Here is a 25236-nt window from a genome sequence, read left to right on the forward strand (position 1 = left end):
CGCTCGGAACACCCCCACGTCGGTGGGCAGGACTTATGAGCTCGTGCACGGTAGACGGTGAGACGTCGAACTGCCCGGTCCTCAGCCTGCCTCCGGCTTCGACCGGTCAGTGCAACGACCGGCGGCGGCCTCCTCCTTCGACAGAAGGTCGGTCAGGCGGCATCGCGCTGCGGTGGCTCGGTGCAGGTCAGGTCCTGCTCGGTCCAGATGGTCTTGCCGGCGGAGGTGTAGCGGGTGCCCCACCGCTGAGTCGTCTGTGCCACCAGGAACAGGCCGCGGCCGCCCTCCTCGTCATTGGCGGCGTGCCGCAGGTGCGGTGAGGTGTGCCTGCTGTCTGAGACCTCGCACAGCAGAGCCCGGTCCCGGATGAGCCTCAGGCGGATCGGACCCGAGGCATACCGGATGGCGTTGGTGACCAGCTCGCTCACGACCAGTTCTGTGGTGAACCCCAGTTCCGGCAGTCCCCACTCATTCAGTTGCGCGGCGGCCACCGCGCGGGCGTGCGACACCACGCTGGGGTCGGCCGGCAGGTTCCAGCAGGCCACCTGATGGGCGTCCAGCACGCGGGTGCGCACCAGCAGCAACGCTGCGTCATCGTTCACCGGCCCGATGGGGAGCACCGCCATCGCCTGGTCGCACAGCTTCTCCAGAGGGAGTCGGTGCTGTGCGAGAACCTGAACCAACCGACCCAACCCGACGTCGACACCTCCGGTACGGGAATCTACGAGGCCGTTGGTGAACAGGGCCAGCACGCTGCCCGGGGTGAGCTCGACCTCCGCACTCTCGTAGGTCGGACCGCCCAGTCCCAGCGGCGGGCCCGAAGGCAGCTCGGCGAAGCCGACGCGGCCGCTGTCAGGGTCGACCACCGCTGGCGGCGGATGCCCCGCGCAGCACCAGTTGCACCGCCGAGAGATCGGGTCGTAGACGGCATACAGACAGGTAGCGCCGATGATGCCCTTGTCCTCAACATCCTCAGAGGAGTCGTCGTCCTGGAGGCGCCAGTCGTTCTGACCGGCGACGTCTGCCAGCCGCGTCAGCAGTTCGTCGGGGTCGAGGTCCAGTTGGGCCAGGGCCCGTACGGTCGTGCGCAGCCGCCCCATGGTGGCCGCGGCCGGCAATCCATGGCCCACCACGTCGCCGACAACCAGTGCGACGCGCGTACCCGACAGAGGGATGACGTCGAACCAGTCGCCGCCCACGCCGACGTGGCGGTCGGCCGGCAAGTAGCGGTACGCCGCTTCGAGCGCGCTCTGCGGCGGCAGGCGCCGCGGCAGCAGACTGCGCTGCAGTGTCACGGCCGCCGCGTACTCGCGGGCGTAGCGGCGGGCGTTGTCGACGCACACAGCGCTTCGCGCGACCAACTCGTCGCCCAGCTCCTGCTCGTCCGTGTCGAAGGGCATCGCCGTGCGGCTTCGCAGAAAGGTGACCAGCCCCATCACCGCGCCGCGGGCCTGCAACGGCACGAACAGGCGTGCGTGGACACCGGTTCCGCTCCGCGGAGCCGGCATGCCTGGTGTGTTCTCCGTGATCGACCGCCCCGAGGCCATGCTGCGGGCTTGGGGGGAGGCGAAGGCGTACTCGATCGGCTGCCCGGCTTCCGCGGCTGCGTCACCCGGTGCGACGGCCGCGTCCTGTGGGTCCCGTGATCCGCACACCCGCACCAACCGTTGTCCGGGGGCGATCTCGTCGGCGGGTTCCGTCCCTTCCAGGACTTCCGGCAGCAGGTCGACGGTGACGGCATCGGCGAACTGCGGTACAGCCACCTCGACGAGTTCCGCTGTCGTACGGACCACATCCAGGGACGTGCCGATACAGGACCCGGCCCGCACGAGCAGCGCCAGCCGCTGCTCCGCCCGGTGGCGCTCGGTGATGTCGACGGCCTCCTCGCACACTCCGAGCGGCTCACCGCGCGCGTCGAGCAGCCGGTAGTAGGAACAGGACCAGACTCGCTCGTACTCCGGGGCGGCGGGTACCTGCCCGAGGTAGTGCAGGTCGATGACGGGGATGCCGTCGGCGAGTACCTTCCGCATCGTCTCCGCCAATGTCGGGGGGTGATGCTCGGACAGCATCCGGCCCTGCCCCTGCGGAAAGAGCTCGTCCACAGTGCGGCCCGCGTACGGTGTGAGCGGCCCTCCCAGTTCCCGGTCGACAGCGGCGTTCGCCCACACTATTCGCAGCTCGGTGTCGTAGATGGTGAGCCAGACGGGCGACTGGGTGACCAGGCCGCGCAGCATCGCCTGATGCGACTCCCAGCTGCGCAGCTCCTCCAGGTCCGCCGCGAGCAGCACAAGGGCCGGACCATCAGGGCCGTGGGCCACCGTGCACATGGTCGTGGCCATGCGCACGGTGTGACCGTCCCGATGGCGGAGGTTGAGTGCCGCACTGCGGATGGATCCGGGGTCGCCGACTGTGTTCATCCATGGTGCGGGCTGCGTACCGGCCTTGCGTGCCACCAGCGCGGTGGCAGGGCGCCTGAGTATCTCTTGGGGCGTGTAGCCGAGGAGTCTCTCTGCGGCAGGGCTCCAGCCGATGACGATGCCGCATGCGTCCAGGACCACTGCGGCCGCTCTTGTCACGTGGAGCGGACCAAGGAATTCATCGGCAGGGGTCTCAGGTTTTGGACTCGTCACGGCCGCTCATCCTCCAATGGCCTCAGGATCCGCCCGGCGGTTGGGGTGACGCAACCGCGTGGCGGCTGTGGCGGACGGGTCGGATGACATGGCCCAAGCCCTTCTGTCGCCGAGGGCAGGCTGCTGGGTCGGTTCGCCCTGATGCTGCTTGCCCCAGCCGTCGGGGCGCGGTCCAGGAAGTCGGCGCGGCGCTGCGGAGCGCCACCGAGCACCCGCCCGGGTACGGGAGCTCGCCATCCCAGGAGGCACTTCTGGATGCGACGGGGGTTGTGGGAGCCCTTGATGTACTCGAAAAGTGCGAGGCTCGCCTGGGCCCTGGTCGTGAAGACGCGACCGCGGAGGCACTCGGCCTTGACCAGCATCCACAACGGTGACACCCGCCCTTGCCGCACGGAGCGACGAGCGCGCCGGAAGCCGACGTTCCGGGTTTTGGTGTAGAGGGATGCGTAAGCGATACATCGGAGGAAGAGGACCATGACCGCTCGGCACAGTGGGGGTCCGGACATCGTCGTCGTTGGCGCGGGGCTCGCCGGCCTGGCCTGTTCCCTGGACCTGTGCCGTGCCGGACGGCGGGTGGCGTTGCTGGAGGCGTCCGATGGTGTGGGTGGCCGCGTGCGTACGGACCAGGTGGATGGGTTTCGACTGGACCGCGGCTTCCAGGTGTTCAACACCTCCTACCCGCAGGTGAAGCGGCGCCTGGACCTGCGGATACTGCGGCTGAGGCCGTTCACCCCGGGCATCGTCGCGCACACCTCGACGGGTCCCGTCCGTCTATCCGACCCGACCCGGCTGCCGAGAGAAGCGGGGGCGCTGCTGCCCGGGCGGGTACTGCCTGCACGTGACCTGGCCGCGATGGTGGTGCTCACCGCGCGGGACGCCCTCCTGCCCGCCGGCACCTTCAAACGAGCCCCGGACCGCTCCACCGCCGACGCTCTGTCCCGCGCGGGGGTGTCGCCCGAAACGGTCGCCGAGATCCTGCGGCCGTTCCTGTCGGGCGTGTTCCTGGAGGACCGGCTGGAGACCTCGGCCCGCTTCTTCCACCTGGTGTGGCGGAGCATGGTCAGAGGCACGATCTGCCTTCCCGCCGACGGCATCGGCGCTGTACCTGTCCAGCTGGCACGTGGGCTGCCCGACGGCGTGCTGCGCCTGGAGACACCCGTCGAGGCGGTCACCGATGCGGGGGTCCTCCTGACGGACGGCCGCGAGCTGCCGGCCGCGTCCGTCGTGGTGGCGACGGACGCGGCTCGCGCGGCCCGCCTGCTGCCGGGCCTGGGCGTGCCCTGTACGCGTACGGTCACCACGTACTACCACGCCGCCGCCCGCACGCCCCTGGCCGAGCCGACTCTCCTGGTGGACAGCACCGGAGCCGTCCTCAACACGTGCGTTCTGACCGAGGTCGCCTCCACGTATGCGCCGCCCGGCACTGCGCTGGTCTCGACCTCCGTGCTGGGCCCCTACCGCTCCGGAGGGGACGCAGCGGTGCTCCGGCGGCTCGCCGAGCTGTACGGCACGGACACGAGCGGCTGGCAGCAGGTCGCCGTGTACACCGTCGAGGGAGCCCTGCCCGCGATGGAGCCGCCCTGGCCGCTGAGCCGCACGACGCGATTCGCCCGGGGCCGGTACGTCTGCGGGGACCACCGGGCGACGGGCTCCGTCCAGGGCGCTCTGGCCTCGGGTACGCGGGCGGCGCGCGCGGTGCTGAGCGACCTGACGCGCTGTTGACGTGACGGCAACGGTGTCCGCTGCATACGCCGGCGACCGGATCAAGGAACAGACAGTGTGGTGAAGACAGGCGGCCGTTCCCTGCGACCGGGAGTGGACGTGGACCTCAACGGCGCTCGCATGCTGGGGGCCGACGCCACCGGTGTCCTCGATGGTGCGCTCACTGCCGAACCGGCCAGGCGGGGGATGCGCCCGGCGCTCGCCGGAGGTGATCCGTTGCGCCCTGCCCCGGCCGCCGAGGCGTACCCGGGCGCTCCTACCCTCCTCTTCGATGCGTTCGACCCCGCGTCGTGCGCCCGCGCCGTGCATGCCGTGGCGCCTGGCCTGGGCGGGCTCGACGCGGCCGTGATGGTCTTCGGGGCGGTCGTCGTCGGCCGGGTGGCGGAGTTCGGTGACGAGGTCGCGGAGCACCTGCTGACGGGTAACGTCCTCGAGCCCGCCGCCTTCTTCCGCGCGGCACTCCACGTCATGGCACCGGGCTCGGTCGTCGCGGCGTTCACTGGCGCTGTCGCTCGGTCTCCAAAGGCGGGGACGGCTGACTACAGCGCCTCCAAGGCCGCGCTCGCCGCCTGGCTCGGCACCGGTGCGCCGCGGGTCGGGGACCGCCGGCATCCGGGTCCTGGCCCCCCAGCCGAGCCACCTGGGCACCGGCTTCGCCGACCGGGCCGTCGCCACCGGGGCCGACGCTGTGGAAGTGGACGCGGAGCTGCTGCGGACGACTCCGGACGGCACTCCGGTCGTCGAACGGCGTGCCAGGTGAGTCGGCGCGACCTGCCGGATGAGTCGTGCGACGTGGTGATCGTCGGCGGCGGTGCGTCGGGGCTCAGCCTCGCTCACCACCTGACGGCGACGGGCTCATGCACCGTGACCGTGGTGGAGGCACCGGAGGGGCCCCGTCGACCGCCGGAGCGGACCTGGTGCTATGGGGACCAGGGCGCCGGCGACTTCGACGAAGCCGTGTGTGCCTCCTGGTCCTGGCTAAGGGTGCACGGCACCGACGGTGACGCGGTCGGGGAGCGGCGGCGTGCCCCCGCCCGGCCCGCGACTTTTCGGTGCTCCCCGCGTCCCCGGCAGGCAGGGCACTCTGGTCAAGGTGGCTGGTTTCCAGATGGCGGGTGGAGGAGACCTTCCAGAGCGGGAAGGGGCTGGCCGGGCTGGACGAGTCCCAGGTCCGCCGCTACCCCTCCTGGACCCGCTGGGTCACCCTCGTGATGTTCGTCCTTGCACGGAGCACTCCGGGGTCACGCGCACCGCCCACACCACCCTCGACCATCGCAAAAGCGGCTCGGAAGTCACCCGGCCCCTGACGCGGCATCGAATTCTTCAAGAGGTTCGGCAGCGACTGAGCCGGGATCCCGACACACGCCTGGCGGCCCGGAAACGGTAGACAGCCCAGCCAGCACCGAGCACGGCAGCTGTCCATACGATGACCTCGGCGAGAACGATTGCCGGGGTCAAGGTGAGGTGAGGCCGGGGCGGCATCACGATCATCTGCACCGCAGCACCCACCGACACCGTCAACCCGGCAAGCAAGCCGATCAACCCAGGCCGCCTGATGGCTGCACCCACCACACCCAGGACCAACCCGAACAGCAAACCCGTCACTGACCACATGACCGTTTCCGTCGCGAACATGGACAGCGGTTCCCTCAAAACGAAGGCGTCCGTCACGTAATACGCCACCGAGGCCGCGATCAGTGCCAAAGCCCCAACCAGTGCGCCTCGGGCCCAGGTCCCGGCCAGCCAACCCATCCCGACCGCTAATGCTGCCCAGGACCAGCTGGCGTCCATCAGCAGGCTGAGCACCTTGGCAGCCTTGGCCCAGACGGTGCCGACGAGCGGCATCCCGAGTTCCACGTACGGCGACGAGAGCGCGTTGACGAGCGAGGTAGCCGCTCCGAACACCAACCCGGCCGCGAGCCCCCCACCAAGATCTTCACATCGGAAGAATATCCAGCCCGCGTACTCGTGGCGGGGCGAGCTGAGCTACCTCGCGCGAACGAGCACCGGTCTGCCTGGCGATGCCGCCACCAGGCCTGAGCCCAGAGCCCAGGGCCCAAGCCAGCCATGACCGCGGGCAAGCCGCGAATCGGACATGAAGATCATGACGTCGGGGGCGGCCAGTTGCCGGCTTCGCCTTGCAGGATGCGTTCGAACCAGTCCGCGGTCAGTTCCGCGCAGCGGGCAGGTGAACCGGCGGCATGGAGTATCTCCACCACGGACTCCTGGACTTGGGGGATGTACATCTGGTTGTGCACTTCGGTGCCGAGCACTCCCTGCCCGTCGAAGAACGCACCGAATACGCAGGAGATGGAATTGGTTCCAGGCGTCACCGGATGGAACAGGGCCAGCAGATGCGCGAACGCGGTCTCCTGGGGGCGGAGGATGAGGGTGTCGTGCGGTTCGCAGGGCCAGGTGACAGCCCGCTCGCGTAGTACGGATACGAATGTGCGTCATGTGCCGTCCAGACTCTGGAACGCATCCTCGTCAGTCTCCCCGACTGAGAACCAGGGCACGTACACACGGCTGTCCATGGCCTGCACCGTAGCTGACAGGCTGCCTGATCAGGCCGAGGTCACCGAAGCCACGACGAACATCACGATCTACAACTGGAGTTCTTGGGCCGCGGTCGGTATGGCGCCGGTGGCCGTGGTCCATTGCGCGAGTGTCGTGGCCAGGTTGAGAGGGTCGGTGGACCCGGTGGCGTGGGCGATGTAGCCGTCCGGTCGGACGAGGACGGCGCGCAGGGCGGACCAGGTGCCGCTGGGGGATGGCGCCGCGCGCACGTCGATGTGGGCGGAGCCGAGTTCGGCGAGGCCGCTGTCCGGGGTGAGGTCCAAGAGCAGATAGCGGTCATGACGCAGCGCCTGGTGGAGTGTTCCGCCGTCAGTGAGGGGGAGATCCGGCGCTCGCGTGCCCACCAGCGGGTGGGTGCCTTCGGGCTGCGGGTAGCTCAGGCTGAGGCCGGAGAGCCATCCGGCCAGTTCCTCGGCGGTGTCGCCGCCACGGCTGATCAGATCGCTGACCAGGTCGCGCAGTGCCTTTCCGCCGGCTGTGAAGGTGTGCATCAGCGCCCCCTGGGCCAGGGTGTTGGCCATGAGTTGCTCTGCCACGTGTCGGCGTTCGTGTTCGTAGCAGAACGCGCCGTCGATCAATTGGGCGGGAGCCCAGCCGTGGATCTCGGCGGCCAGCTTCCACGCGAGGTTCGCCGCGTCCTGGAGCCCTGCGTTGAGCCCCTGCCCCCCGGCGGGCAGGTGGACGTGGGCGGCGTCTCCCGCGAGCAGGACGCGTCCGGAGCGGTAGCGCGCGGCGCGGCGGGTGCTGTCGCTGGCTAGGGAGATCCAGGACGCGGCACGCAGCCCGAAGTCGGTGGCGGCGACACGTCGCAAGGTGGCACGCAGTTCCTCCAGGCCGAGCGGCATGGCCTGCCGTTGCCGTACCTGCTCGGAGGTGAGTCCCGTATCGGCGGGCTCGGCGCCGAACAGACGCCACACCCCGCCTTGCATCGGCACGACGCTGACGTAGCCCGTGTCGCGGTGCCACACCTGCCGTGCCACCAACGGCGGATCCGTGAGCTCGACGTCAGCGACGAATCCCACCATGGTCGGCGGCACGCCCGGGAACGGGATCGAGGCCTGCTCGCGGACGCGGCTGTGCGCGCCGTCGGCACCCACCAAGTAGGCGGCGGTGCGAGCGCGGTCGCCGACGCGGACACGCAATCCGCTGTCGGTCTTCTCCCATCCCCACACTGCCTGCCCGTAGTGCACCGGGACACCCCGCCAACGCAGGTGGTCGGCCAGGAACCGCTCGGTGTCAGCCTGGGCGATCAGCAGAACAAAAGGGAAGGGCGTGTCCAGGCCGGAGTAGTCGAGCCTGTCGGGAAGGACGGCGAAGTGGGTGCTGGACACCGGTGTGCCGTGGTCGACGAGGACCTCGGCCAGCCGGCGCCCTCCGACAGTCTCGACCGTGGCCAGGACCTCCAGCGTGCGTGGATGCATGGTGGTGGCCTTGGAGTGCTTGCTCGGGCCTTCGTTGCGCTCGAAGACCTCGACGCGTACGTCGGCGGCGTCCAGCAGGGCGGCGGTCATCAGCCCGACGGGCCCGGCACCTGCGACGATGACCTGGGCGGTCATCGGTGCCCCGCCTGCGGGCGCAGGAGTGCCACACCTACGCCGAGTCCCGCGGTGGAGGCCAGGTGGACCAGGAACGCCTTCCGGTTGGGAGCCCACACGCCGGTGGTTGGCCCACCGGACCACATCGCGGTGCTGATCCCGGCGGCCGCGGCGGCCATGCCGCGCCACACGGCACGGCTCCTGTCCTGCCCGGCCAGGACGCCCATCACGAGGACGCCTACCGAGCCTGCAGTGATCAGTACTTCGCGTGCCATGTGGTACTGGACGTGCCCCTCTCCGTGGCGAGCCTCCGGGGCGCGGTACGTCTCGTCGGTGATGTGGGTGGCCGTCTGCCATACCGAGGGCGCCAGGGCGGTGACCCCTGCCAGGGTGACCACGGCCCCGGCCTTCTGTCGTGCCGAACTCATCCGCTTCCCGACCTCCCTGGAACTACTCACACCCAAAAGTCCGCTCTTCCGGCGCGGGATGGAGGCAGACCGACACGTCGAGCCGCGATTTGAAGGCGGCTTCCGCCCGGAGTGTCGCCCCGTCAGCCAAGATCAATCCCACCGGGATTCTCTGCACGCCGACTACTCACCACAGTACGAGCTACTGGATACGAGAACGTTCCACGAACTGCCGCCGAAGAACATCGAAGGCAGGGCGGCAGTGGTACTGCCCGCAGGACAGCCGATGGTTCGACGTGACCGTGTGGGAGACCGGCGGTCCGTCGGACGGAAGCCGTGGATGTGGACCCGCATCTGCGGGCCGGCCGTGCCGAACGCCGTGCAGGCGGCGATGGTGGCCGGCTCGCGGGACTTCAGGCCGAGGCCGGTGCGGGAGTACAGGTCCGTGGGAGCGTGCGTCGGCGGAGCGTGTGCCAGCCGGGCCAGTTGTCCCCGCGTAACTGACGGCCGTCAGCTTGGTCCACCGCTGTCCTCACAGACGGTCCTGGTCGCCTTCGTCGGTGGGGCGGGATGGGGGCGCGCCCTCGATGGTGCCGGTGGGTGCCGGCGGGAAGGTGCGTTGGACGGCGATCACGGCGGCGTCGTCGGCCAGGTGCCCGCCGACGTGGGCGAGCAGGTCGGCGCGCAGGTGACTGATCAGTGCTGAGGGTTTGTGGTGTGCCCAGGATGCGGCCCGTTCGGCCAGCGGGTAGAAGGCGCCCTGGGCGTCGCGGGCTTCGGTCACGCCGTCGGTGTGCAGTATCAGCACATCCCTGGGCTCGAAGGTGAAGGTGTCGACGTGGTAGTCGGGGCGGGTCACTTCGCCCAGGCCCAGCGGCGGCGCGGGGCGGGTGGCGCGCAGTGTGGTGACCTGCCAGTCTCGCAGCAGTAGGGGTGGCGGGTGCCCGCAGATGACCATCCGCACCATGGGGTGCTCGTCGGGGATGTCGACGACAGCGGCGGTGATGAAGCACTCTCCTAGCTGATCCCGTTCGGTGGGTTCGGCCAGGTGCCAGCACACGCTGTGGTCCAGGTAGGCCATGAGGTCGGGCAGGGTGGCCTCGCGGTGTGCGGCCTCTCTGAACGCGCTGAGCAACAGAGCGGCGTCGCCGATTGCGGGCAGCCCCTTGCCCATCACATCCCCGATGATCAATCTGGTGCCGTAAGGCGTACGCACAGCCGCGTAGAGGTCTCCGCCGATCAGGGACTGCTCCTGAGCGGCCAGGTATACCGACGCCACCCGTAGTGGGCCGATACGCTGCGGCAGGGGCCTGAGCAGCACGCGCTGCGTCGTCTCCGACACGGTCCGCACCTGCGTCAGCTCACGGGAGTGCCTGCCCTGCAAGTAACGGAACACGGTCACGAAGGCCGACACCGCCAGCAGGGAGATGACCTGCGAATCGAAGTACAAGGTCCCCAGAAGGATCGGGGGTGTCAGACCGATGCTGAACAGAGCCCCCACAGCGACCACGCCCATCGCCGCGGTGAGGACGGGGCCGGCGAACGATGCCGTGATCGCGGGCGCCACGATCAGCAGCGGCCCCAGCGGTACGCCACGGGGACTGAATGCATCGGCCAGCGTGATGGCCAGGATCAGCCCGAGCGGCACCGCTAGCAGGGCAATGCTGGGGTGCCCCGAGTGCTGCCGGTGAGTAAACACCTGCCCAAGGAGGCGCATAGTTTCCGGTTACCCCGCCCGGGCAGCCCCGCACACGCCCGGGAGGCGACGGCTCCGCGCGATGCTGCTGGTATCCGCATGGTTCTCTGCCACGGATGGTCCCCGGAAGAACCCTGCTTCCGTTACGTCTCGACTGGGCAGGGCGACTCAACTAATAATTATTGCGGGTAGTAAATCCCCCGCCTGCTCGCCGCGGAGGTGACCGAATGTCCGAGCAGGCCCCCGTGGACGCGGCCGCCACCAGACTGCGAGTGATCACCACTGCGGGGGAGAGCCTGTCAGGTGCCGACCTGCTGAGCTTCGCCCTCGACCATGCGGTGACGGAGTCCGGTGGTCTGGGCGGCATGGTGCATCTACGCGGTCCCGGCAGCTGTGGGCTGCTGCTGACGGCAGCGCACGGGCTGCTCCGCACGGCCGTTCGGAACTGGGCGGAGATCGGGGAGGCGAGCGGCACGGCCCCAGCCCGCGCAGCGGCCCGCGGGACACCCGTATGGAAGCCTGTTGAGACCATCGAGGACCACACTGGCGCGACGCTGCCGGCCGGTGGTGGGCTGCTGGCCGTTCCCCTGATCGCCCCCGAGGGGACACTGGGCGCGCTGTCCGTGCTGATGGCCCCCGCCGAGGAGCCCACGCCGCAGCAGCGCGCGGCCGTCGAAGCGCTCACCGCGTGGGCCGCGCTGCGTCTCGGGCAGCTCCCGGCCGACGGACAGCAGGTACAAAGCCCTCGCAGCAGGGAGGGGCCACGGCCACGGGAGGAAGGGGCACGCCGACCCCGCAGCGGGCCCGCAATCGGCCGAGACGGTGAACCCGTACGGTCGGCCGGTCCGGAAGGAAGCAGCGGCACGGCCCTCACCGCACCGGACTCGATGACCCGAGCGCTGTGGCAGATGAGCGACGCGTTCTTCGTGGTGGACGGCGCATGGCGCGTCACCTTCGTCAATGCGGAGGCGGAGCGGCTGCTCGGCGTCTCGCACGCGCTGCTCGGCCGAACTCTGTGGGACATCTTCGCAAGCCTGCGCGTCGACCTCGCCGCGCCGGGCCTCGAAACACGCTGCAGGCAGGCCGTCGAAAGCGGCGCTCCGACCACCTTCGAGATGCGCTGGCCCACCAACCAGCGCTGGTACCGCATGCGGCTGGTGCCGGTGCCGGACGGACTGACGGTGTATGCCGCCGACGTCACCGAAAGCCAGGCCCGGGCGGCGGAACGCGCAGCCGCCGAACGGGCCGCAGCCGAGCGCACCGCCCGGGTGACCGAGTTGACCACCGCCCTCGCGCAGGCCCTGACGATGCGCGATGTGGTGGCGGCCATCGCGGCGTGGGTGCTGCCTCCGTTCAACGCCTCTGGTCTTGTCATCCAGATCATCGAGGGCAGGGTGATACGCGTCGCCGGGTCCGTCGGATACTCACGGGCCTTTCTCGACAAGATCGACGGAAGTGCTGTCACCACCATCTCTCCCGTCTCCGAGGTGTACCACAGCGGGAAGCCCGCCTTCATCGGCTCGGCCGAGGAGTACGTCGCTCGCTACCCGCTGATGTCCGGACTTCCCAGCGCAGCCGGCAAGGCGGCCTGGGCCTTTCTGCCGCTGATCGTCTCCGGCCGCTGCATCGGGTGCTGCGTCATCTCCTTCGCCGAATCGCGCCTCCTCAACGGAGAGGAGCAGACCCTGCTCACCGCGCTCAGCGGACTGATGGCGCAGGCCATCGAGCGTGCCCGGCTGTACGACACCGAGCACACCCGCGCCAAGGAGCTCCAGCGGGGACTGTTGCCGCGTGCCCTCCCGTCGCTGCGGTTCGTGGACACGGCCGCGCGTTATCTTCCCGCCAGCGAGGGCATCGATGTCGGCGGTGACTGGTACGACGTCATTCCCCTGTCCGGCGCCCGGGTGGCCCTGGTCGTCGGCGATGTGATGGGACACGGCCTGCCCGAGGCGGCCACCATGGGGCGGCTTCGCACCGCTGTGCACACGTTGGCCGACCTGGAGTTCCCGCCGGCAGAACTGCTCAACCGCCTCAACGACCTGGTCAACGACCTCGGCGAGAACTTCTACGCCACCTGCCTGTACGCCGTGTACGACCCTGTCTCCGCCACCTGCACCTTCGCATGTGCCGGGCACCCTCCGCCGGCCATCGTCCGCCCGGGACAGCCCGTGCAGTTCTCTGACTGCTCGCCCGACCCACCGCTGGGTGCCGCGCGGCCACCGTTCGAGACGTGCGAGATCGATCTCCCGGAGGGGAGTCTGCTGGTGCTCTACACCGACGGTCTGGTGGATGCCGCCACCGGAGACATCGACGACGGGATGAACGACTTGGCGAGGGTACTGTCGAGCGCGGTCCTCAGTTCCGGCCTCCAGCCCAGCGCGGGGACAGCATGGCGTGACGGGGGCCGAATCGGATGCGGGAACGAATCGCTGGCACGTCTGTGCGATGACGTGCTCGCCGGTGTGCTGCCGGACAGGCAGCTCACGGATGACGACGCCGCGCTGCTCATTGCCCGCATGCATGCGGTGAATCCCGAGGACGTCGCGGCCTGGCCGCTGTCCGATGGGCCGATCGCTGCGGGCGAGGCGCGGAAACACGTCCGGGACCAGCTGGCCCGTTGGGATGTCGACACGCTGACCATGGCTGCCGAGCTGCTGGTCAGCGAGCTGGTCGGAAACGCCGTCCGGCACGCGAAAGGTCCCATCGGGCTGCGTCTGCTGCGGGGCGAGAGGCTGATATGCGAGGTCTCCGACAGCAGTTTGACCACGCCCCGGATCCGTCACGCCTCGGAAACCGACGAGGGCGGGCGCGGGCTGCAATTGGTGGCCGCCCTCTCCGATCGCTGGGGAGCCCGCTACACCTCCGCCGGAAAATGCATCTGGACCGAACAGCAGATGCCGTGACCACCGCCCCGGCCTAGCGGCCCGGTAGTTCGACCCCGCCGTGCTTACGGCCCCACCGGCCCCATGTACATGCGCCGTCGAACCCAGGTGCCTCCGCGACATCGCCCCGGACAGCGAAAACTTCGAGATGCCCTCAAGAACCGGCCGACTGCCCGACGGCGTGCCGCTGCCGCGGCTCGACCACCCGGCGGTCCTGGCTCTGCTGCCGCGATACGGGTCCCAGCCGCCTTGCGCAGGGCCGGCCGCCGTCGCCTGCTGAGCGTCGCCCGGCCCGGCGACGCCCCGGCGTGTGGGCGGTGCAGTGGGGCGCCGAGCTCCATGTCGACCTCCACATGAACCGGGTGCGGGAGCATGCCTGCGGGCTGCAACCGGACCCGATGATGTCAGCGGCCGGGAACGGGCAGAGCTCCTTCGGTGTACTGGGCGCGCCCGAATCCGAACGACCAGTCCTGAGGGCCGTTCTCCACGATGGAGACGAAGACGTCCTCGCCGCCGATGCCGAGGTGCTCCAACTGCTCGGCGACGGCTCGGAAGACGCGTTGCTTGACCTCGGTCGTGCGTCCTGACTGAGTGAAGATCTGGATCAACACGAGCCGGTCGGTGCGTGCGAATCCGAGGCCGGCATCGAGGGCAATGACGTGGTCGGCGTCGTGCTCGGTGATGAGCTGGAATCTGTCCCGCTCGGGGACGTGCAGCACATCCACCAGCGCGCGGTGCGTCGCGTCGGCGATCGCCCTCAACTCGTCGGGACGACGGCCGCGGATGAGATCGATCCGTACCAAAGGCATGTCCGCTCCTTGTCGGTCTGTTGCGGACGACGGGCCGGCCTCGTAGAAGACGTGCCCGATCTCCGGCACCCCTTCAGAGAAGTGAGCCCAGCCGGCGCAGGGGGCAGGGACCACGACGCCGGCGCCGAGGACGGCGGCCGTGGCAGTGGCGCTGCGGCTGTCCAGCGACAGTGGCCGGCCGTCGGACTTCGCCGGGACGCATGCTGCTCCCGCACGCAGGACGGCCGCATCAGATGCCCGTAAGGCCCGGGCCCGTCGAGGTTCGGGTCGCCGACGGTGCGCGGGCCACCGATGCCGATGACGGCTGTCGGGGCGCCCAGGAGGGTGATTGCGCATTCTTGCCAGGACAGTCTCGTCGTGCTCATCGTCGTCCTCGCTGCATGGTCCGGTCACCGTCAACGCTGATGACCGCCCGGCTTTGTCTGAAATGCCTGGGGCGACGTATGCATGCACCTCAAGCATGGACGCAGCTCAAAGGCAGGCCGCCACGTGCGTCACGCCGTTTTCGTCCGGAGGGCTGTGTCCAGGAATCGGCGGATCAGCGTGCGCTGGACGTCGGGCAGGTAGACGAGGCTGACCGGACTCGGCGGGGCGTCGGTGAGGGGCACGAAGCGGAGGGAGGAGTGCTGGGTGCGGCGCTGCGCGACCTCGGGGACGATACCGATCCCGCGGTTGGCAGCCACCGTCTCCAGCCACTCGTCGTAGTTGGACGTCTCGATGATCTGGGCCGGGCGCTGGTCCACCGGCCACGACCAGGGACCGGTGGTGCCGCTGACCGTGTTCACGACCAACGGCCAGTGCTGCACATCCGACCAGTCCAGATGACCAAGGCGGACCAGATCGCAGCGCTCGGAGCACACCGCGATGCGCGGCTCGTCGTACAGGCGCACGGTGCGCGCCCCTCCAGGTACGTCGACGTCACCCCGGATCAGCGTGATGTCGACGGTGTGCCGGCGCAGCGCCTGGAGAGGATCGTCGGTCCGTGTCAGGTCGACCGACGCCCCCGTACTCTCCTCGAAGTGGCTGACGACCTGCTGGGCCCAGGGGTCGGGCAGCAGCCAACTGAAACCGAGCCGCAGCGTGACACGGTGGCTCACCACGGCGAGGGCCTCGTCCAGTGTGGCGAGTACCCGCTCGACATGGACCAGGAACTCCGCGCCGGTGTCCGTCAGTTCGACGTGCCGTGAGGAGCGGTCGAGCAGGCGGACGCTCAGATTCCCCTCCAGTTGCGCGATCGTACGGCTCAGCGCCGGCTGCGTGATCAGCAGTTCTTCGGCGGCACGGGAGAACGAGCGGTGGCGGGCCACGGACGTGAAGGCCCGCAGGTGACGCAGTTCGACATCCATGCCCCTGGCACCCCTCTCGCGCATCCATGCCTGCGGTGCATAGCAGCAGCGTAACCGGCATTTCACAGCCGCGCGTGCGCTGCATAGCGTCGAAGTAGGCCCGTGAACGCCACCCAGGAAGGAGCCCAAGCCATGAAGGCATCAGCCCTGCCCCGTCCGCGAACGCAGTCGTCCTGGACGATCGTCGTCCAGGCGGCGGCCGCCCTCGCCGCGGGAATGGGAGTCGGCAGGTTCGTGTACACCCCCATCCTTCCCCTCATGCACGAGCAGGCCGGACTCTCCTCGGCACTCGGGGCGAACCTGGCCACGGCGAACTTCATCGGCTACCTCGCAGGCGCCCTGGTTGGCATCGCCGCCCCCGCCGTCGTACGGTCGGCCGCGGCACTGCGGGGTTCGCTCGTCGTGCTGGTGCTGACGCTGGCGCTCATGCCGGTCACGCACGACGACACCGCCTGGTTCGGCCTGCGTCTCATGGCCGGTGCCGCCAGCGCGCTGGTCTTCGTGATCGCCGTCAGCGCGATGCTCTCCCGCCTTCGCGCACACGCCCACCACCTGGTCGGCTGGGCCTTCGGCGGGGTCGGTGCCGGAATCGCCCTGTCCGGCCTGTTGGTCGTCGCCGTGCAGGCCGCGTCCACCTGGCAAGCCGCCTGGTGGACCTGTGCCGCGCTCGCGGCCCTGCTCACCGCGCTCGCCTGGCCCCTGGCCCCGCAGCCGGAAGCCGTCAGTTCCGCAACAGCCGCGCAGGCCGAACGGCCGCGCACCCACCGCTGGTTCCTCGCGCTGCTCGCCAGCTACACCTTCGAGGGCATCGGCTACATCATCGCCGGTACCTTCCTGGTCGCCGCGATCCAACAGGGCGTCAACGGGTGGCTCGGCGGCGGAGCCTGGATCGTGGTCGGCCTCGCCGCGCTTCCCTCCTGCGCCGTGTGGACTCAGCTGGCCCGCCGCTGGTCCAGGCCGGCCCTCCTGCTGGCCTCGCTGACCATCCAGGCCATCGGCATCGCCCTGCCGGCGCTGCTCGGCGGCACCACGCCCGCGCTCGTGTCCGCCGTACTGTTCGGCGCCACCTTCATGGGCGTCAGCACAATCGCCCTGTCCATCGGAAGCCATCTTCAAGTGCCCCGCGCCGTGGCTCTGTTGACCACCGGATACAGCGCCGGCCAGATACTCGGCCCGCTGCTCGCCACCCCGCTGCTCAGCCACGGCTACCACCAGGCGCTCCTGCTCGGCAGCGCGATGGTCGTCGTCGCCGCGTTCGCGTCCGCCGTCGTCTGCGTCCGCTTCCCACACCACCTCGGCCCCGTGACCACGGCGGCCTGACACCCCCGCCGCTGCCTTACCTCCAGGAGGAGTTGTCGTGAGCACCCTGCTGTCCGACCTCGGAGCAGACCTCCCTCTCATCGCAGCGCCGATGGCCGGCGGACCGAGCACCCCCGCACTGGTCACCGCCGCAGCCCGCGCAGGCGGGCTGGGGTTCCTCGCCGGCGGATACAAGTCCGCGCAGGCACTCGCCGGGCAGATCCACACCACGCGCGCCCAAGGCGTTGCCTTCGGCGTCAACCTGTTCGCCCCCAACCCGGTCCCCATCTCCCACGAGGCATACCAGCGCTACGCACGGGCGGTGCAGGTGGAGGCCGACCGCTACGGCCTGACGCTGCCCGAGGAGCCGATCGAGGACGACGACCACTGGACGGACAAGATCGACCTGCTCACCTCCACTCCCGTCCCGTGGGTGTCCTGCACTTTCGGCATCCCGGATCGCGCCGTCGTCCGCGCTCTCCGCGCCGCCGGGAGCACCGTTCTGCAGAGCGTCACCTCGGCCGAAGAAGCGCGCCTGGCCGCTGAATTTGGCGTCGACGCGCTGATCGTCCAGGCACCGGCCGCCGGGGGGGGGCACTCGGCCACGCTCACCCCCGCACGGCCGCCCCAGCCCATCCGGCTCACCGACCTGATCACCGCTGTGCGGCACGCCGTCGCGCTGCCCGTCATCGCCGCCGGCGGAATCACCACCGCCGCCGACGTGGCCGCCACGCTGGCCGCAGGCGCCGAAGCCGCCATGATTGGCACCGCCCTGCTGCGCACCCACGAGAGCGGAGCATCCGCACCGCACAAGGCGGCCCTGGTCGACCCCGCCTTCGCCACCACCGCCATCACCCGTGCCTTCACAGGACGGCCCGCACGCGCCCTGCGCAACCACTTCATCGATCAGTACGACCCCATCGCCCCCGAGGGCTACCCCGCCCTCCACCACCTCACCGGCCCACGCCGCAATGCGGCCACCGCTGCCGGTGACACACGACTGATCCACCTGTGGGCAGGCACAGGGCATCGCCACGCGAAGGCCGAACGCACCGTCGACACCTACGCCCGTCTCGCGGGCCGGCTATGAGCCGGCTGAGACCATCGAGCCCATGGGCCACGAACCTGAGGACTTCCCGGCGCCGGAAGATGTCCACGGCCCTGGACTGGACAACGCGAACAACACGGACAGTGCTGTAACCAGCCGCCGTTCGGCCCCGGGCACGACAGGATCACCGCCGGGACAGGCCGCACTCTTGCCGGACTTGCCCAGGCCGTGACGGCTGCGGGGGAGAGCGCCGGCACCCGGGAACCGGCCCGGCGGCACCGCGCCGGATTCACACAGACGCCGAGGATGAGGACTATGCCGTGTACGGGCTCACCTCCCGGCAGTTCTAGGAGCCCGCGACGTGGGCGCTGGAGTGGGCGGAGGACCTGGGGGCGCGAATCTATGACGAAAACGCCTGACAAGAGCCGTCCCCCTTCCCGTCGGTGTGACCATGTGCTGGTCGTGGTGTCGAGGAGCTTGGCCCCGAGGCTCTTGTCGCTGGGCGCGCGATCGCTGCACTGATCTCGGATCGCTCGGCCCGTCGGCAATTCCGCCGCAACCCGAGCCCCGAACCAGCCCGATAGACGGCCTACTGATCAACCATCAGCCGAGCCGCCAGGCCAGCACGTCCGGACCGCAATCGCGGGGCTCCGGCGACCCCGCCGGAGCCGACGTGACCTGGAGGAACACCAAGTCGCGCACCCCGAGCGCGAGTTCGGGCCCGCATGTGCACCGGGCCCGGCCCCTGCCCGCGTCCGCAGGGCCCGCGGACCGCGGCGGGACACGGACTTGATCCCACCCCTTGTCCCGCCGCCCGTCGGCACCGAAGAATGCACACGGCAACCATCGGCTACAGACGTCACACCCGGCGTCGGCAAGGGGGCTCCACCCAATGTCACCTGCAGCACCGATGACCCGCACGGCACGTCGCTCACCGAGGATCGGCAAGGCGCTCACCGGCGCTGCGTTCGCGCTCGCCCTGGTCGGTGCGGGCGCGGCACCCGCCGTCGCCGGGACCGCGGGCGGGGACGCCGGCACCCGCGCGAGACCGAACGACGCGCCCGTCACGTTCGCCGGCACCGTCGCGCTCAGCAACTGTTCCGGCTCCGTCGTGCGCACCCCGCAGTCACAGCCCGACGACCCCGCCCTTGTACTGTCCAACGGGCACTGCATCGAGAGCGGCTTCCCGAAGGCCGGCCAGGTCATCGTGGACCAGCCGTCCACCCGCACGTTCAAGCTCCTCGACGAGGACGCCGGGGTGCTCGGCACGCTCCAGGCCGACCAGATCTCGTACGCGACGATGACCGACACCGACATCTCGCTGTACCGGACGACCACCACCTACGCCGAGATCGAGAGCAAGTACCACGTACGGCCGCTGCTGCTCGACCCGCGCCACCCGCGCAAGAACACCGAGATCACCGTGACGTCGGGGTACTGGAAGAAGCAGTACAAGTGCTCCGTCGACGGGTTCGTGGACCAGCTCAAGGAGTACTGGTGGACCTGGAAGGACTCGGTGCGCTACACGCCCGCGTGCCAGACCATCGGCGGCACGTCAGGCTCCCCGGTGATCGACGACCACACCGGACGCGTGATCGCCGTCAACAACACCGGTAACGAGGACGGCGAGCAGTGCACGCTCAACAACCCCTGCGAGGTCGACCGCAAGGGGCGCATCACCGTCCGCCAGGGCACTCACTACGCGCAGGAGACCTACGGGATCGTGCCGTGCGTTGTCGACGGCAGCAAGCTCGACCTGGGCCGCAAGGGATGTGAACTCCCCGAGCCCCAGGCCTAGTCCGCACAGGGCGTACGCCGTACGGACCGGCCCGCGAGCATGTCCGTGCGGCGGCCGTCCTCGATGACGAAGCGCCCGTCGATCAGCACGTGTGGGATGCCCACCGGCAGGGTGCGCGGCGCCTCGAACGTCGAGCCCGCCGCCACCGTGTCCGGGTCGAAGAGCACCAGGTCGGCGCGGTAGCCCTCGCGGACGAGCCAGCGGTCCGGCAGCCGCAGCGGGACAGCAAGCCGAGCTCGCGGGCGTAGTGGCCGAGGTAGGGCGGGACCGTGTTGCGGATGAGGCGCATCTGCTCGGTGGTCGTCATCCGGTACAGCGTCAGCACCGCCAAGGCCAGCCGGTCGCCACTACCCACGTCCACGTCCGTCATCGCCCGTCCCGCTCCCTCCCCACGCTGCGGCGCCCTTCTGTCAGGCGCCGCACATAGGAGGCAGACTCGGCGAGGTCGAAGGACTGAAAGTCAGCCTTGCCGGCGCCGAGGACAAGCTCGCCCAGAGTGACACGCGGTCCCAGAAGGCCGTCATCAGCCTCGGCATGCCTACGACCAGGAGGGGGACCTTGAGTAGCGACGCATATCGAGAAGAACCAGGCCACGATTTGAGCACGTGGACATTCGACCAGCTGCAGACGTTCATCCATGACGCCCACGGTCAGCAACTTGAGACCGCACGCGTCGCCGCGCAGGGACACGCCTACAACTCCGGCCACTCCCAGGAAACCCGTCGCCAGTGGGCGAAGCTGTCGCTGCTCGCGAACCGACGCATGCTCGACAACGCCGAGGGGCCCTCTGCGCGGGTCGCTCACCAGGACTTCACGCTCCGGATGTGGGTGATCGACCGGCTAGGCCCTGACGACACGGACCCCGACTGGAGTCCAGAGGCGCTGGCGTCCGACACGCTCGATGCACTGACCTTCACGCACACACAGGCCGCTGGTCTCGCCGAGGGCTGGCGTGACCTTCCCATCGAGCAGATCCGCGAGCTGCGGCGGCACAAGAACCTGACGGCCCATCTGGACAGCCTGGTCGGTTACCTGGAACCTGGCCCGGTCCGTGGGCGACTCGTCGCCTGGACCGCGATCCGACAGCACCTGCCATGACCTCAACTGAACCCTGGCTCCGCCACTGGCGACGGGCGCCGTGCTGCCAACGGACGCCGAGGTCCAGCTTGATACGGCTGATCAGGTCGCCTGAATCGGTGGCGTGGTGAAGCGGTGGGGCTGCGAAGCGGGTGGCGCGGGCACCGGCGTCCGGTGGAACGGCGCCTACGCCTTCGGCTCGCTGCTCGCCGTGTCCGCACCGGCGTCGTCCTGCGGCTCCGCGGGTTCCACCACTGAGACGGCGCCCGTGGCGGTCACGATCGGCGGCGTGAGTACCGAGGCGTAGTCGTGCTCGGCGGAGTAGCTGAGGAAGCCCAGGTGCGCCTCGTAGCGGTCCAGGACGTCGTCGATCACCTGCTGATGGGACAGGCCCATGAGGTCGTAGCCCTCGGAGCCGGTCTGGGTGAACACCTCGACCCGGTAGTAGACGTCCGTCTGGCGGGACATGCGTCCGCCGAACATCGGCACCGGAGCCTCGACGGCCTGCACCTGGTAGTGGAAGTTGCGGTGCTCGGGGATCGTGACCACCAGCGCGTGGCTGGAGACGCCGGTGTCCTCGTTCGGGACCAGGTCCAGCGTGGCCTGGTAGCCCTGCTTCGCGAATTCGCGGACCACGTCGGCCAGCGCCGGCTGCACGGCGCGCTCCATGAACTGGGCCACCTGCTTCTTCGAGGGGTAGGAGCGCATCCGCTCCAGCCGCTGGCGCCAGGTGCGCTCGGGCACGTGGCCGCCGCGCGCCGTCGTCGACTGCCGGCGCAGGACCTGGCCCTCGCGCTCGGCCCGTTCCATGCGCAGGACCTTGGAGAAGGAGGCCATCACCAGCCAGGCGATGACCGTCACCGGCAGGGCGAAAATGAGCGTCGCGTACTCCATGGTGGTGACCCCGCCGGCCACCAGCATCGCGATGGTCAGCACCGCGGTGAGCACCGCCCAGAAGATGCGCAGCCACTTCGCCCCGTCCTGCGACGGGTCGGGGATCGAGGAGGAGAAGTTGGACATCACCATGGCGCCGGAGTTGGCGCTGGTGAGGTAGAACAGCAGTCCGGACAGTGTGCCGAGGCCGATCAGGAAGCCGGCGCCGGGGAACATCTTCAGCAGCGCGTACCAGCCCTCCTCCGGACTGTGCATGGCCAACTGGGCGAACTTCGTGTTCCCGTGCAGGACCTGGTACATGGCGCTGTTGCCGAAGATGCTCACGATCAGGAAGTCGCAGAGCACTGGGGCGGTGATGGCGGCGATGACGAACTCGCGCAGCGTCCGGCCGCGGGAGATGCGGGCGAGGAAAAGGCCCACGAACGGGCCCCAGGCCAGCCAGAACGCCCAGAAGAACAGGGTCCAGCCGGCCATCCACTTGGAGCCCCCCTCCTGGTAGGCGAAGGTCTGCAGGGTGCGGTCCGGCAGCGAGAAGACGAATCGGCCGATGTTTTCCACCAGCGCGTTGAGCAGGAACGCCGACTTTCCGGTCACCAGGATGTAGAGCAGCATGGCCGCCGCACTCCAGATGTTCAGCTCGGAGATCAGCCGGATCCCCTTGTTCACGCCCGAGGTGCAGGCGGCGATGGTCATGATCACGGCCACGACCACCAGCGCGATCTGCAGGGACAGGCCCTCCTGGAGGCCGAACAGCCAGGCGAAGCCGACGTCCAGCAGCACGACGCCGATGCCCATGGAGGTGGCGACACCGAAGACGGTGCCGACCAGGGTGACGATGTCGATGGTGTCGCCGATCCCGCCGCGGACACGCTTGCCGAGCAGGGGGTACAGGGCGGCCCGGATGGACAGAGGCATGCCCCAGCGGTAGGCGAAGTAGCCCATGGCCATGCCGAGCAGCGAGTACATGGACCAGCCGGCCACGCCGTAGTGGAACATGGTCCAGACCACGGCGTCCTGGGCGGCCGCGCCCGTCTGGCCCTCGCCCGACGGCGGAGCCATGTACTGGGTGATGGGCCCGGTGACGGAGTAGAAGAGCATGTCGATGCCCACGCCGGCGGCGAACAGCATGGCAACCCAGGTGAAGAGCTTGTACTGCGGCCGGGAGTGGTCGGGGCCGAGCCGGACGGAGCCCTCCTTGGACAGCGCGACCCAGAGGACGAACGCGATCACCACGGTCACGGTCAGGACGTAGAACCAGCCGAGGTTCTCCGCGATCCAGGCCACCATGGTCTGCATGGTGCCGGCGGCGTGCGCGGGCACGAGCATGGCCCAGAGGGAGAAGGCGACGATGACGGCCGAGGCGATGACGAAGACGCGCCGGTTGACCCTGGGGCCGGGCTCCTCGATGAGTTCCGCGGGGGCCTTGCTGAGTTCCTGCCGGGAGACGGGAGGCCGGTTCTCGGCCTCCTGGCCGTGGCGCCGCCGTTCGGTGCCGCCGAGGTGGCGGCGTTCGATCGGGGCCTTCGGCGGCTCGCCCCCGGGGCGGGGCGTGTTTGCGGCTTCGAGCATGCAGTCCTCCTCCTGTCGGGGACGAGTTTGGGCGGGCGTCAGAGTGGGCGGACGTCCGCGGCCTCGATCCGAAGGGATGGGGGAGGCCGTGCGCAGTGGGCACCCAGTCGTGGGGCCTACCTAGCAATGTTAGAACGCCTAACAAACCATCTCCGTGAACCGCTTCGGGTTTGGTAGAGACCTCAGATGTTGGTTGTGGCCTGGGCTTTCGTGGTGCTCAGGGCTTCGTATTCGGGCGGGCGGGATGTGCCCTTTCTCACCGTGAAGCCGGGTGTGGTCGTCTGTGCGGGCCCTATGCGCAGGCCAAGTGGGCGCGGCGAGGTGTGTGCCCGTCGGCCGTAGATCGCCATGCGATGGAGTGCTGCGGCGGCGACGACGGATGCCAGCCCGTCGACGGAGGCGAAGCCGGGCACGCCGGCCAGAGCTGCCCGGGCTGGGCGGGCAGCGTGGGCGCGGCACAGGGTGGTGTTTCGGGTTGCGAGGATCGCGGCGGTGCCGCTGCCGCGCGCACCGCGTCGCAGTTGTTGATTGATCACGACGGCCGCGTCTGCCCGCCGTTCTCCTCCCCGTCGTCCTGGGCGTCGGGAAGCGCTGACAGGCCGCCGGTGTCCGGTGCGGCTCTGGCCACCATCTCGGCGAGCCGTCTGCAGGCCTCTTCGATCTTCGCCTGGGTCTGGTTCCGCTCGGTGATGGCCGCGGCGAGCAGCAGCGCGGTCAGCGTGGCGGCGCCGTTGTATGCCTGCAGTGAGATCATGTCGGTGAGCAGCGTGTGCCCGGCGAACGGGCCTGTCCTGCGGGTGGCGGCGAGGATGGCGAACGTGGATACGGCCAGCGCGCAGGGTGTGGCTCCGGCGCGCTGGAAGCGGAAGGCTGCCCAGGTCAGCAGCGGGAAGCCGAGGAAGAGCAGCGGTGCGGGGGAGGTCTGCAGGAGGCCGACGGCGATGGTGGCCGCGACAAGCAGCGATCCCTCCGCCCATCCGGATCGGGGGATGTCCTTCGGCCAGTGCGCCGAGCGGAGGACGAGCAGCAGCGGCGTAACCAGCAGGACGCCCATGGCGTCGCCGGTCCACCAGACCCACCACGTGAGCCAGAATCCGCCGGGGGGCAGCGCGTGGGCGAGGCTCAGGCTGCCGCTGCCCACGGTCGCGCTGATGAGCATGCCGGTGAGCGCACCGAGGAAGACCAGCGCGAGCGCGTCCTGGAGACGGTTCATCTGGGTGCGGAACCCGCTGCGGCGAAGGAGTGCGTAGGAGCAGAGGGGCGCGAGTGTGTTGCCTGCCGCGATGGCGAGCACGGCGGGGGTCGTCGGTCCCAGTGGGATGTTGATCAGGAAGGCGCCGAGCGCGATCCCGGGCCAGACCCGCAGTCCGAACAGGAGCAGGCCGGCCAGCGCGATCCCGGTCGGAGGCCACAGCGGCGTGACCTGGCCGCGCACGAGTTGTTGGAGCAGTCCCAGCCTGCCGAAGGCGTAGTACAGCGCGGCAACGGCGACGATCCGCAGGGCCGTCAGGCCAACGCGCCGGAGCCTGTCGCGGCTCGCAACAGTCATCGGGAAGCCTTCTCCTCGGCTCTGCTCCCTCGTCCATCGTCCGCTGCCCCTGCCGTATCCACCACACAGCCGCTCCTCTGCGTGATCTTGCGACCTTGCGTAATGAGCTCTGCCGAGATCGCTTCGGGTGACCGCTCAGGGGGCGATGTCGTGACCCGGCGGTGCCGCCTCAGCCGCATCGCTGTGGGTCTGTGCGGCTTCAGCGCGGGGTGCGCACGGCGAGGATGGCTCTGTCATCGTGCGCGTCGCTGGGGTGGTTGGTCGGCCAGGGCCTGCACGAAGTCGTGCAGGGGCGTCGGCTCGAACTTGCTTTCAGGCGCCTGCGGGCGTCTGGCGGCGGTGTCGCTCTTGCCATGGCTCGCCCGTAGACCGTCCTGTGCGGGCTCGGGAGGTTGGGG

The 25236-nt window shown here is 69.6% G+C and carries 19 protein-coding genes and 4 pseudogenes; 10 read left to right on the forward strand and 13 right to left on the reverse strand.

Annotated elements, in window-relative coordinates:
* Positions 1-152: 152 nt before the first annotated feature.
* Complete coding sequence (locus TNCT6_RS34590; protein ID WP_141365455.1) at positions 153-2630, reverse strand: SpoIIE family protein phosphatase; 2478 nt, start codon at positions 2628-2630, stop codon at positions 153-155.
* Positions 2627-3136, reverse strand: a complete 510-nt coding sequence (locus tag TNCT6_RS42185; protein ID WP_141365457.1) for an IS3 family transposase — start codon at positions 3134-3136, stop codon at positions 2627-2629. The genes TNCT6_RS34590 and TNCT6_RS42185 overlap by 4 nt, the downstream gene beginning before the upstream one ends.
* On the opposite strand from TNCT6_RS42185, the gene TNCT6_RS34600 reads away from it, so the two are divergent.
* The 5 genes and pseudogenes from TNCT6_RS34600 to TNCT6_RS42195 form a co-directional block, all read left to right on the forward strand.
* Positions 3105-4352, forward strand: a complete 1248-nt coding sequence (locus tag TNCT6_RS34600) for an NAD(P)/FAD-dependent oxidoreductase (RefSeq protein ID WP_141365459.1) — start codon at positions 3105-3107, stop codon at positions 4350-4352. The genes TNCT6_RS42185 and TNCT6_RS34600 overlap by 32 nt on opposite strands.
* Positions 4353-4538: 186 nt before the next feature.
* Positions 4539-4883 (forward strand): annotated as a pseudogene (locus tag TNCT6_RS42190) (SDR family NAD(P)-dependent oxidoreductase); the annotation flags it as partial.
* Positions 4884-4935: 52 nt separating this feature from the next.
* Positions 4936-5112: a hypothetical protein gene (locus tag TNCT6_RS41300; protein WP_253266335.1), complete on the forward strand. Its 177-nt coding sequence runs from the start codon at positions 4936-4938 to the stop codon at positions 5110-5112.
* Between the two features lie 35 nt (positions 5113-5147).
* Positions 5148-5348 (forward strand): annotated as a pseudogene (locus tag TNCT6_RS41305) (lycopene cyclase family protein); the annotation flags it as partial.
* Between the two features lie 85 nt (positions 5349-5433).
* Positions 5434-5578: pseudogene (locus TNCT6_RS42195) on the forward strand (IS701 family transposase); the annotation flags it as partial.
* A 97-nt stretch (positions 5579-5675) separates the two neighbouring features.
* On the opposite strand, the gene TNCT6_RS34610 reads toward TNCT6_RS42195, so the two are convergent.
* From TNCT6_RS34610 to TNCT6_RS34635, 5 genes are all read right to left on the reverse strand, one after another.
* Positions 5676-6209, reverse strand: coding sequence for a hypothetical protein (locus tag TNCT6_RS34610; protein WP_141365463.1), 534 nt, complete (start codon positions 6207-6209; stop codon positions 5676-5678).
* 245 nt (positions 6210-6454) lie between these two features.
* Positions 6455-6685, reverse strand: a complete 231-nt coding sequence (locus tag TNCT6_RS34615; protein WP_141365465.1) for a hypothetical protein — start codon at positions 6683-6685, stop codon at positions 6455-6457.
* A 270-nt stretch (positions 6686-6955) separates the two neighbouring features.
* The gene (locus TNCT6_RS34620; RefSeq protein ID WP_141365467.1) at positions 6956-8485 is read right to left on the reverse strand and encodes an FAD-dependent monooxygenase; all 1530 of its coding nucleotides are present in this window, start codon (positions 8483-8485) and stop codon (positions 6956-6958) included.
* On the reverse strand, positions 8482-8892 hold the full coding sequence (locus TNCT6_RS34625) for a hypothetical protein (protein WP_141365469.1): 411 nt from the start codon (positions 8890-8892) through the stop codon (positions 8482-8484). The genes TNCT6_RS34620 and TNCT6_RS34625 overlap by 4 nt, the downstream gene beginning before the upstream one ends.
* A 511-nt stretch (positions 8893-9403) precedes the next feature.
* Entirely contained in the window at positions 9404-10519 is a 1116-nt protein-coding gene (locus TNCT6_RS34635) for a PP2C family protein-serine/threonine phosphatase (protein WP_253266336.1), read from the reverse strand.
* Positions 10520-10812: 293 nt separating this feature from the next.
* On the opposite strand from TNCT6_RS34635, the gene TNCT6_RS34640 reads away from it, so the two are divergent.
* Positions 10813-13470, forward strand: a complete 2658-nt coding sequence (locus tag TNCT6_RS34640) for a SpoIIE family protein phosphatase (protein WP_253266337.1) — start codon at positions 10813-10815, stop codon at positions 13468-13470.
* A gap of 383 nt (positions 13471-13853) precedes the next feature.
* Here the strand turns inward: TNCT6_RS34640 and TNCT6_RS34645 are convergent, their stop codons facing one another.
* Complete coding sequence (locus TNCT6_RS34645; protein WP_141367097.1) at positions 13854-14258, reverse strand: tautomerase family protein; 405 nt, start codon at positions 14256-14258, stop codon at positions 13854-13856.
* Positions 14259-14752: 494 nt separating this feature from the next.
* Positions 14753-15604, reverse strand: coding sequence for a LysR family transcriptional regulator (locus tag TNCT6_RS34655; RefSeq protein WP_141365475.1), 852 nt, complete (start codon positions 15602-15604; stop codon positions 14753-14755).
* Between the two features lie 132 nt (positions 15605-15736).
* On the opposite strand from TNCT6_RS34655, the gene TNCT6_RS34660 reads away from it, so the two are divergent.
* The 3 genes from TNCT6_RS34660 to TNCT6_RS34670 all read left to right on the forward strand — a co-directional run bounded on the left by TNCT6_RS34660 (position 15737) and on the right by TNCT6_RS34670 (position 19749).
* On the forward strand, positions 15737-16924 hold the full coding sequence (locus tag TNCT6_RS34660) for a YbfB/YjiJ family MFS transporter (RefSeq protein WP_141365477.1): 1188 nt from the start codon (positions 15737-15739) through the stop codon (positions 16922-16924).
* Positions 16925-16961: 37 nt separating this feature from the next.
* Positions 16962-17993, forward strand: a complete 1032-nt coding sequence (locus TNCT6_RS34665) for a nitronate monooxygenase (RefSeq protein ID WP_141365479.1) — start codon at positions 16962-16964, stop codon at positions 17991-17993.
* Positions 17994-18891: 898 nt separating this feature from the next.
* A complete protein-coding gene (locus TNCT6_RS34670; RefSeq protein ID WP_253266485.1) occupies positions 18892-19749 on the forward strand; it encodes a serine protease in 858 nt (285 codons plus the stop codon).
* Here the strand turns inward: TNCT6_RS34670 and TNCT6_RS34675 are convergent.
* Positions 19746-20020 (reverse strand): annotated as a pseudogene (locus TNCT6_RS34675) (D-aminoacylase); the annotation flags it as partial. The gene TNCT6_RS34670 and the pseudogene TNCT6_RS34675 overlap by 4 nt on opposite strands.
* Before the next feature lie 287 nt (positions 20021-20307).
* On the opposite strand from TNCT6_RS34675, the gene TNCT6_RS34680 reads away from it, so the two are divergent.
* On the forward strand, positions 20308-20847 hold the full coding sequence (locus TNCT6_RS34680) for a hypothetical protein (RefSeq protein WP_253266338.1): 540 nt from the start codon (positions 20308-20310) through the stop codon (positions 20845-20847).
* Between the two features lie 165 nt (positions 20848-21012).
* Here TNCT6_RS34680 and betT read toward each other — a convergent pair whose 3' ends face one another.
* The 3 genes from betT to TNCT6_RS34695 all read right to left on the reverse strand — a co-directional run bounded on the left by betT (position 21013) and on the right by TNCT6_RS34695 (position 24838).
* Positions 21013-23289 (reverse strand): choline BCCT transporter BetT, encoded by a 2277-nt coding sequence (gene betT, locus TNCT6_RS34685; protein ID WP_141365483.1) that lies wholly within the window; start codon positions 23287-23289, stop codon positions 21013-21015.
* Between the two features lie 182 nt (positions 23290-23471).
* Entirely contained in the window at positions 23472-23825 is a 354-nt protein-coding gene (locus tag TNCT6_RS34690) for a hypothetical protein (protein WP_141365485.1), read from the reverse strand.
* Positions 23822-24838 carry an MASE1 domain-containing protein gene (locus TNCT6_RS34695; protein ID WP_141365487.1) on the reverse strand — a complete coding sequence of 339 codons (1017 nt, stop codon included), beginning with the start codon at positions 24836-24838 and terminating at the stop codon, positions 23822-23824. The genes TNCT6_RS34690 and TNCT6_RS34695 overlap by 4 nt, the downstream gene beginning before the upstream one ends.
* Between the last annotated feature and the right edge of the window lie 398 nt (positions 24839-25236).

The organism is Streptomyces sp. 6-11-2 (genome assembly GCF_006540305.1).
Taxonomy (GTDB): domain Bacteria; phylum Actinomycetota; class Actinomycetes; order Streptomycetales; family Streptomycetaceae; genus Streptomyces.

Coding starts and splice junctions, on each gene's coding strand:
- TNCT6_RS34600 (WP_141365459.1), top strand. CDS start 3,105: ATGACCGCTCGGCACAGTGGGGGTCCGGACATCGTCGTCGTTGGCGCG.
- TNCT6_RS42185 (WP_141365457.1), bottom strand. CDS start 3,136: ATGTCCGGACCCCCACTGTGCCGAGCGGTCATGGTCCTCTTCCTCCGA.
- TNCT6_RS34620 (WP_141365467.1), bottom strand. CDS start 8,485: ATGACCGCCCAGGTCATCGTCGCAGGTGCCGGGCCCGTCGGGCTGATG.
- TNCT6_RS34625 (WP_141365469.1), bottom strand. CDS start 8,892: ATGAGTTCGGCACGACAGAAGGCCGGGGCCGTGGTCACCCTGGCAGGG.
- TNCT6_RS34645 (WP_141367097.1), bottom strand. CDS start 14,258: ATGCCTTTGGTACGGATCGATCTCATCCGCGGCCGTCGTCCCGACGAG.
- TNCT6_RS34655 (WP_141365475.1), bottom strand. CDS start 15,604: ATGGATGTCGAACTGCGTCACCTGCGGGCCTTCACGTCCGTGGCCCGC.
- TNCT6_RS34660 (WP_141365477.1), top strand. CDS start 15,737: ATGAAGGCATCAGCCCTGCCCCGTCCGCGAACGCAGTCGTCCTGGACG.
- betT (WP_141365483.1), bottom strand. CDS start 23,289: ATGCTCGAAGCCGCAAACACGCCCCGCCCCGGGGGCGAGCCGCCGAAG.
- TNCT6_RS34695 (WP_141365487.1), bottom strand. CDS start 24,838: ATGACTGTTGCGAGCCGCGACAGGCTCCGGCGCGTTGGCCTGACGGCC.